Annotated in this window: 7 protein-coding genes; 5 read left to right on the forward strand and 2 right to left on the reverse strand. The window is 42.5% G+C overall.

The window, feature by feature from the left end; translation table 11 throughout:
* Positions 1-59: 59 nt before the first annotated feature.
* The 5 genes from RM347_RS29920 (at position 60) to RM347_RS29940 (ending at position 6,392) form a co-directional block, all read left to right on the forward strand.
* A complete protein-coding gene (locus RM347_RS29920) occupies positions 60-257 on the forward strand; it encodes an NAD(P)H dehydrogenase subunit NdhS (protein WP_099099801.1) in 198 nt (65 codons plus the stop codon).
* 214 nt (positions 258-471) lie between these two features.
* Positions 472-1,128: an HAS-barrel domain-containing protein gene (locus RM347_RS29925; RefSeq protein ID WP_292778930.1), complete on the forward strand. Its 657-nt coding sequence runs from the start codon at positions 472-474 to the stop codon at positions 1,126-1,128.
* 145 nt (positions 1,129-1,273) lie between these two features.
* Positions 1,274-3,409 (forward strand): cation:proton antiporter, encoded by a 2,136-nt coding sequence (locus RM347_RS29930; protein ID WP_322718185.1) that lies wholly within the window; start codon positions 1,274-1,276, stop codon positions 3,407-3,409.
* Between the two features lie 495 nt (positions 3,410-3,904).
* Positions 3,905-4,855 (forward strand): UDP-glucuronic acid decarboxylase family protein, encoded by a 951-nt coding sequence (locus RM347_RS29935; protein ID WP_322718186.1) that lies wholly within the window; start codon positions 3,905-3,907, stop codon positions 4,853-4,855.
* A 145-nt stretch (positions 4,856-5,000) separates the two neighbouring features.
* Complete coding sequence (locus tag RM347_RS29940) at positions 5,001-6,392, forward strand: UDP-glucose dehydrogenase family protein (RefSeq protein ID WP_322718187.1); 1,392 nt, start codon at positions 5,001-5,003, stop codon at positions 6,390-6,392.
* 189 nt (positions 6,393-6,581) lie between these two features.
* Here the strand turns inward: RM347_RS29940 and RM347_RS29945 are convergent, their stop codons facing one another.
* Positions 6,582-6,773 carry a hypothetical protein gene (locus tag RM347_RS29945; RefSeq protein ID WP_322718188.1) on the reverse strand — a complete coding sequence of 64 codons (192 nt, stop codon included), beginning with the start codon at positions 6,771-6,773 and terminating at the stop codon, positions 6,582-6,584.
* A 445-nt stretch (positions 6,774-7,218) separates the two neighbouring features.
* Entirely contained in the window at positions 7,219-8,013 is a 795-nt protein-coding gene (locus tag RM347_RS29950) for an LmeA family phospholipid-binding protein (RefSeq protein WP_322718189.1), read from the reverse strand.
* Positions 8,014-8,500: the final 487 nt, after the last annotated feature.

Raw genomic sequence — 8,500 nt, forward strand, 5'->3', positions numbered from 1 at the left:
CGACAAATGACTAATGACAAGTATTAAGCTATTAAAAGGAAACAAGCGAGGCTAAAAACATGATTCTGCCTGGAGCAACTGTTCGCGTCAAGAATCCCGCAGATACCTATTATCGCTACGAAGGACTCGTGCAACGGCTGAGTGATGGCAAAGTAGCCGTATTATTTGAAGGTGGTAACTGGGATAAATTAGTTACCTTCCGTCTGAGCGAATTGGAACTCGTAGAGACCACAGCCGGACGTAAAAAAGCCAAATAAAATTAGTCATTAGTCATTTGTTATTTAGCAAAAACTAATGGCTAATGACCCTTACGGGTGACGCTCGTGCCGACGCTCGATGACTCGCTAACGCTGCGCTATCGCTAGCGCTGCGCTAACGCCAGTCACTCATGGGGGAAACCCCCATCGCCCTTGGCGTCTCCCCTTGGGAGAAGACCGCGCTGGCTCACCAATGACTAATGACTAAATTACTATGCGCCTCCCCCTACCACAGTTTGCCACTGGCGATCGCCATCCCAACCACATTGCGGAGGTGATTGAAACTACTAGTACCGAATTTTTGGCCCAGTGTTTGGAACCGGAAGATTTGAGCTTTCCCTCTATGCCACCCTTTGGTAGTTGGGTTTGTTCTGTCGATGAAGAATCTGGCAATAAAATTTATGCTGTAGTGTATTATGCCACAACTATGCCCATAGATTCCGTACACCGGGCTAGAGCTTTGGGGTTGTCCTTGCAAGACTTACGGGAGGAACAACCCCAAATATTTGCCATGCTCCGAACAGAATTCCGGGCTGCGATCGTCGGATTTGAACTATCTTCGCAAAATCAAAGTTATAACCAAAGAGTATATCAGTATCTACCACCACGTCCCCCACAAATTCATCAAGCTGTTTATCGGTGTGAACCAGAAGCTATCATTAAATTTACTGAAGAACTAGATTTTTTACGGACACTGCTTTGTATCAATGGTGCGCCAATAGAGTCTTTGACCGCAGCTGCCATTCGAGATGTATACCAGTTACGCAAAGCTGACCGAGAGTGGCTAATTAAAGCTGGACGTAGCTTGAGTGTGCTACTTAAAGACGACTACGATCGCTTGCGGTTCATTTTGAGTCAAATCCACCCGTAGGTAGTTAGTTCTTAGACAATTGCCTAGTTAGTGTAAGTTAAGATTTTTGATTTTTCGTCAGGTGGCTTCTCCATTTATTTATATCGATCAAGCGATCGCCCCCAAGGTAATCGCAGTTTTACCATAGCCCCTTCAATTCCTACCTATGGAACTCATATCACAAGTTCTTGTTCTGGAACCAACTTCCCAAGTTCTTGGCAAGGAACCAATTGTTCCCTTTGCTATTTTGTTGGTGGTCATCTTAGTTATACCCATCATGTTTGAGCGGCTAAGATTACCAGCATTAGTGGGTTTGGTTTTCTCAGGGCTAGTACTTGGACCCTCAGGCTGGAATTTATTCCAGTCTGACTCACCAATGATTAACCTATTATCAGATATTGGGTTAATTTACTTGCTGTTTGTCGCAGGGCTAGAAATTGATCTAGAACAGTTTCGCCGACAAAAAAGTCGTGCCTTTGGGTTTGCTAGCTTGACTTTCAGTATACCCCTGCTGATGGGAACCTTAGTCGGGTTGGTTTTAGGCTATGGCTGGAATACTTCAATTTTAATTGGCTCTTTATTCGCTTCCTATACCCTTTTGGCATATCCCATAATCAGCCGTTTGGGAGTAGTAAACAACGAAGCTGTTACTGTCACTATTGGAGCTACAATTTTTACGGATATTGGCGCAGTGCTGATATTAGCCGTTTGTGTAGCGGTTGCTCATACTGGGGCATTTAGTTTCGCGAAACTACTCATCTTGTCGGGTTGGTTAACTATTTACTCTGTTGCCGTTGTAACAGGCTTTGATTGGGTAGGCAAAGAATTTTTCAAGCGGTCTGGAGAGGACGAAGGAAACAAGTTTTTGTTTGTGTTGCTTTCTGTGTTTCTGGCGGCTGTAGGCGCTCAATTGATTGGGGTAGAAAAAATTGTTGGTGCATTTTTAGCGGGTTTGGCGGTGAATGAAGCTGTGGGTGAAGGCCCAGTCAAAGAAAAGGTAGTATTTATTGGCAGTGTGCTGTTCATTCCCATTTTCTTTGTTGACCTTGGCTTACTGATCAATCTACCCGCCTTTGTGAACAACCTAGACACGCTCAAGTTAACGCTGTTGATGATAATCGGTTTAATTGCCAGTAAATTGTTCGCAGCTCTGTTGACAAAAGTAGTTTACCGCTATAAGTGGCAAGAAATCCTAACAATGTGGTCGCTGTCACTTCCCCAGGTTGCTACAACGTTAGCAGCAACGTTAGTGGGATATCGGGCTGGGTTGCTGCCAATAGAAGTATTACATAGTGTCATTGTCTTAATGCTTGTTACATCAACTTTGGGACCGTTGATCACCAGTCGAATAGCTGTTGGTTTGACTTCCTCACCAGCGGAAGATTCAGCACCATCTCTACCTGACCAGAAGGCACCAGAGACAGCCAGTGCTTTTACTATAGTCGTACCTGTGTATAATCCTCATACCGAGCAGTATTTGATTGAAATGGCGGCGTTATTAGCGCGTCAGTCCAAAGGCAAAATTATACCGCTTGCGATCGCTAATGCTGCTGCTCAGATGGATGCACCGCAGTTAGAAGCATATCTACAACGGAGTGAGCAATTATTAACAAAAGCCACGGCACAAAGTCGAGCGTTGGGCGTGACCGCAGAACCAGTGATGCGAATTGATGATGCCTTTGCTCAAGGAATTAGCAGAGCAGCTCGCGAACAAAAGGCTAATTTAATTGTTATGGGTTGGGGTAAACGTACTGGGTTACGAGCGCGTTTATTTGGGAATGTGATTGATGGTGTGCTTTGGGCATCCCATTGTCCAGTAGTGGTAACACGTTTAGTAGAATCACCGAAAAAAATTCAGCGCATCTTAGTACCTATAGAAAATTTAACAGCACCTACATTACAACCTGTGCAATTTGCTCAGATGTTGGCTGAGGCAAATCAAAGCCACATTACTGTGCTGAATGTGTGCGATCGCCGCACTAGTTCCAGTAAAATTGCTTGGAGGCGATCGCATCTCTCCCTATTGGTATCTAAATTGGCTTTGGCCAATACCCCAGAAATTCAAATTATCGCTCATGAAAATGTTGCCCAAGCAATTTTGCAGGCAGCACGATTATATGATTTAGTCGTTTTACCTTTTATACGTAATCGTACCAGTCCTGGAGGGTTAGCCATTAGCGATGTCACAACCCAATTAGCCAGACAACTTACTTGCTCTATAGTCATGCTTGGAGAACCGCAACGCACTCAAACTAATGTAATTACCTCTAATGCGGTTACTAGCATTACATCTGCTGTATAATATGAGCCAGAGTTCAGTAAACTTAAGTCGACTTGGGATATAATAATTTCCAAAAATCTTTGCAACAAATACACGCATTTGTAGTACCAGCTTCGTGCAATACAGGGGAAACACGAGAGAGCTAGCTTAACTATTGTAAAAATATGGGCAATTGTAAGACCTTGAAATTGGACGAGTTTCAACCTAATTTCTGCTACTTTGCATCCAACAAAGAACAGTACTAACCGTAAAAATACTTTATATTGTTGAAGATTTGATGAACTTTAGGCAGGAGACTGACAATCTTGAGACTAAGTTTGTTATTTTGCTAATTAAATTCTTAAGCAAAAAGGTAAAAATATAACAAAACTACATCCGTAGAAAAATAAGTAGGTTCAACAACACTTTTTAATTGAGCCTTCTTCTTTTTTTAGTTTTGTATTTTTGTCCCCAAGCTGGGTAATCTAAAAGTAAGTGCAATAGCTACTGAAAATATTTGTAAGTAACTGGGAAACTATGAGAATTTTGGTGACGGGCGGTGCTGGGTTTATTGGTTCCCATCTCATCGACCGACTAATGACTGCTGGGCATGAATTAATATGCTTGGATAATTTTTACACTGGTCACAAACGCAACATAATAAAATGGCTAGGTCATCCGTACTTTGAACTGATCCGCCACGATATTACCGAACCAATTCGGTTAGAAGTAGATCAAATTTATCATTTAGCTTGTCCTGCTTCACCAGTACATTACCAGTACAACCCAGTTAAAACCGTTAAAACTAACGTGATGGGAACACTGAATATGTTGGGGCTGGCTAAACGTGTGAAAGCTAGGTTTTTCTTGGCTTCAACTAGTGAAGTCTACGGTGATCCAGAAGTTCATCCCCAAACTGAAGAGTATCGAGGTAGCGTCAATCCCATTGGGATACGTTCATGCTACGACGAAGGTAAAAGAATTGCTGAGACTTTAGCATTTGATTACTATAGGCAAAATAAAGTTGATATTCGAGTTGTTCGGATATTCAACACCTACGGGCCGAGAATGTTAGAAAACGATGGTCGGGTGGTGAGCAACTTTATAGTTCAAGCCTTACGGGGTAATCCTTTAACCGTCTACGGTGATGGTTCGCAAACTCGTAGTTTCTGCTATGTTTCCGATTTGGTAGAAGGATTCATCCGCCTAATGAATAGCGACTACATTGGCCCGATGAACCTGGGCAATCCTGGTGAATACACGATTTTACAATTGGCACAAACGGTGCAAAATATGATCAACCCAGACGCAAAGATTAAGTTCGAGGAACTACCTTCGGACGATCCCCGGCGTCGCCAGCCTGATATTACAAAGGCAAAAACTTGGTTAAATTGGGAACCTACCATTCCTCTGCAAGAGGGGTTAAAACTGACAATAGAAGATTTTCGCGATCGCATTCAAAGCGATATCAATAATTCAACCATCTAAAGCGCCTAGGGTCGCTCTGAATTTTCATACAGGCTCGCCCTCGATAACTAATATGCTTAGTGGCTGAGTTTCCTGGCAGTGTATTAAGTGTCATATTGAGAACTTCTTTTTGAAGACTAATCCCAAAAAAGTGAGGAGTTAAAAAATGCGTGTTTGTGTGATTGGTACTGGTTACGTTGGTTTAGTTACAGGTGCTTGCTTGGCTCATATTGGACATGATGTAATTTGCGTAGATAACAACGAAGAAAAAGTTAAGTTAATGAAGTCTGGGCAGTCCCCAATTTTTGAGCCAGGACTCTCAGAAATTATGCAGTCTGCCATTCATGCAGAGAAGATTCATTTTACTAGCGATCTTGCTGCTGGAGTTTCCCACGGAGAAATTCTGTTTATTGCTGTGGGAACGCCACCTTTACCCACTGGCGAAAGTGATACTCGTTATGTTGAAGCTGTAGCTCGTGGGATTGGCGAAAATCTCAACGGTGGTTATAAAGTCATAGTGAATAAATCTACAGTACCCATTGGTTCAGGTGACTGGGTGCGGATGCTTGTTCTAGATGGTATTGCAGAGCGGCAGAAAACACTGATACCCGCAGGTGGGGTGTCTAGTGATGAGAAATTACCTGAGGTTACAGCCCAGTTTGATGTAATCAGCAATCCAGAGTTTTTGCGCGAAGGTTCAGCAGTTCACGATACCTTCAACCCCGATCGGATTGTACTAGGGGGCAATAGTCAAAGAGCAGTAGCCTTGATGCAACAACTGTATGCCCCAATTGTGGAACGCAAGTACGCAGAGGATCAATCTTTACCCCCTGTGCCAATTTTGGCAACAGACCTGAGTTCGGCAGAGATGATCAAATATGCTGCTAATGCCTTTTTAGCCACTAAGATTAGTTTTATTAACGAAGTTGCTAATATTTGCGATCGCGTCGGTGCTGATGTTACTCAAGTAGCCAGAGGTATTGGTCTAGACTCCCGCATTGGTAACAAGTTTTTACAAGCTGGGATTGGTTGGGGTGGTTCTTGCTTTCCCAAAGATGTCTCCGCTCTGATTCACACTGCTGATGACTATGGTTATGAAGCCCAGCTATTGAAATCCGCTGTTAGTGTCAACGAACGTCAGCGGTTGATTGCTTTGGAAAAACTCCAACAAGTTCTAAAAATTCTCAAAGGCAAAACAGTCGGACTACTCGGACTGACCTTCAAGCCCGATACCGACGACTTACGCGATGCTCCAGCACTCAACCTAATTGAGCAGCTAAACAGACTGGGAGCCAAAGTCAAAGCCTACGACCCAATTGTTTCTCAAACAGGTCTACGTCATGGGCTTTCTGGTGTGCTAGTAGAAACCGATGCCGAAAGACTCGCTGATGGCTGCGATGCTTTAGTACTCGTCACCGAATGGCAGCAGTTTAGCACTCTCGACTATGTGAAGATGGCAAAATTGATGGCCCATCCCGTTATCATCGACGGTCGTAACTTCCTCGACCCCGAAGCAATGATACGGGCTGGATTCCAATATGTAGGCGTGGGAAGATAGATAATTTTGGATTGAATTTAAAATTTCTAGCCATTTTCTATATTAAGTAGGGTAACAGCAATATTGTTACCCTACTATTTCTCACACGCAACAAGATTTCTTTGAGCTTCATCTCATAGTTGGTTTGTACAAATAACTATGAGCATCATCTCTCCAAAACTAAACTTGTCTAATCGAGATCCGGCTAATTTAGCCGATTAGGAGGTTCCATGCATCTTGTGATTCACCTGTGGTCACTGTAGTACCACCTGGAGAAGCAGGGGTTTGAGCCAATTGGATGTATTTAAGATACTTTTTAGAATTAGATCTACCGCCATTGATAGCAGCAGATTCTTCAACAGAGAATTCGGTCAACAGAGCGTTATTTTCGAGAACTTGCATAGTTTGTTACTCCTTAATTAGGATATTAGTGAAGTAGCTTTAGCTACCAATACAGTACGGTTGACTGCATAACCACCAGAATAATTGCTCATTTCCTCATATAACTTCTATCTAAAGAAACGATAAAGACTAGCCCTACTTTATTTCTCTAGAGAGATAAAAATAAGCTGAAATTTTGAAGGTCTTTTTACATAAGGATTTCGGATTTCAGACTGCAAATGCATTTTATTTTTTCAAAAATGAGTCAAGGTTTTTTGAACCAAGGGCTTCAGATTTATTTGACAAAAGGGACTATAGAGGGCTAATATCTCCCACCTTTTATTTGCCTCTATATGCCAATACGCTTGGGTTAAGACTAGATCCTCCTTAACCATGCTTAAAAAGAAGGGAATTAAGCCCCTCTTCTTTGTCAAAAAACTTTTCATTTTCGCGTGAAATGAAAATATCAAGCACTACTTGGAATCCGTTCAATCTCAGCATATCCACTGAAAATAATTTTTTGACCCTCAGTTTCTAATCGGTTGAGCCGCATTTTTACTCCATCAAGGTCAAAACGATCCAAATCAACCATATTATCCAAAATTTCTACCAGCGCTACGCTCAAGGTTTGCGAGATTTCCCGTTGGGCTTCTGGCACTTGGTCAAGTTCAATTTTCGGATCTTTGAAAGAAACGCGCCGTCGCCTTTCAATGCCTATTGTTAAGGTCATAGTTAGGGGTACGAGTTCGCCATTGTTTAAATCCGCTTTTGCTACAAGCTGTAAGCGATTTTCAGGTAATAGCTGTACCTGGACTTCCGTAAATGAGACTGGTTCACCGCCAGATAATGCTGTAAGTGATGGTAGAGAGAGGTTAAGCAGGCGCTTTTTCACCAGTTCCGCATTAAAGGCGTGGTTGATGCCTGCCTCTGATAATATTACTTGAGCGATCGCTTGAGTAGGTTGCTTAAGACTGAGTTTGCCGCTTAAAACCGAGCCGAAGTCAATGGCAACCGCATCGGTTTCAAAAGACATCTCCTCTACTGCGAAATCTCTTCGAATCACCAAGCCACGACCGCTCATTTTGAAGCTATCAATGCTGCCTTGCAACAGTTTGCTGGAGGGATAGCAGCGCACAAAGACTTCTACTGACTCGCTTTGGGTAAACAGGTGGCGAATCGTTTGGCTGGCGACTGTGTTGAGCATCCGCTCCCCCCAATCTGTGCCTTTAGGATCTTGTAAACCAGTAAGTCCGCCGAACATGTGGTTTTGGGTCTCTAGAAGTTCTTTGTACTTTTGTAACAAACTGTGAAGAATACAGCAAGCGATCCCGTGATTAATTGTGCTGATGGGTAGTTATAGGATGGCTGATGGTTGATGAGGCACTGTCTTAAATACTACTATTTACAATGGTACTGAAGGACGTAAACACAGGTCAAACATGTTCTGTTTCGAAATGTAAACGGGAAATGCAGCAGAAGTATGGGATTTCAAGCGATGAAAACTGAGTCAGATGTTGACATTGATATAGAATTTTTGCAAGCAAAGTTATCAATATTACGCACGAGAAGCTACCCTTTTTCTAGGAGACATAAATTGTCATAAAGCTGTTGAAATATATAAATCTCAAGGTGAAATAATTAAATTAGAAAAAGTACAAATTTTATTAAAAAGCTAGGGCGTGTCATCAATTGAGCCAGATGACAGAAGCAGCCAGATAAATTGCACCTAGAAAGTTGGTTGCCCGTTT

Source organism: Nostoc sp. ChiQUE02 (assembly GCF_034531305.2).
Classification (GTDB): Bacteria; Cyanobacteriota; Cyanobacteriia; order Cyanobacteriales; family Nostocaceae; genus Nostoc.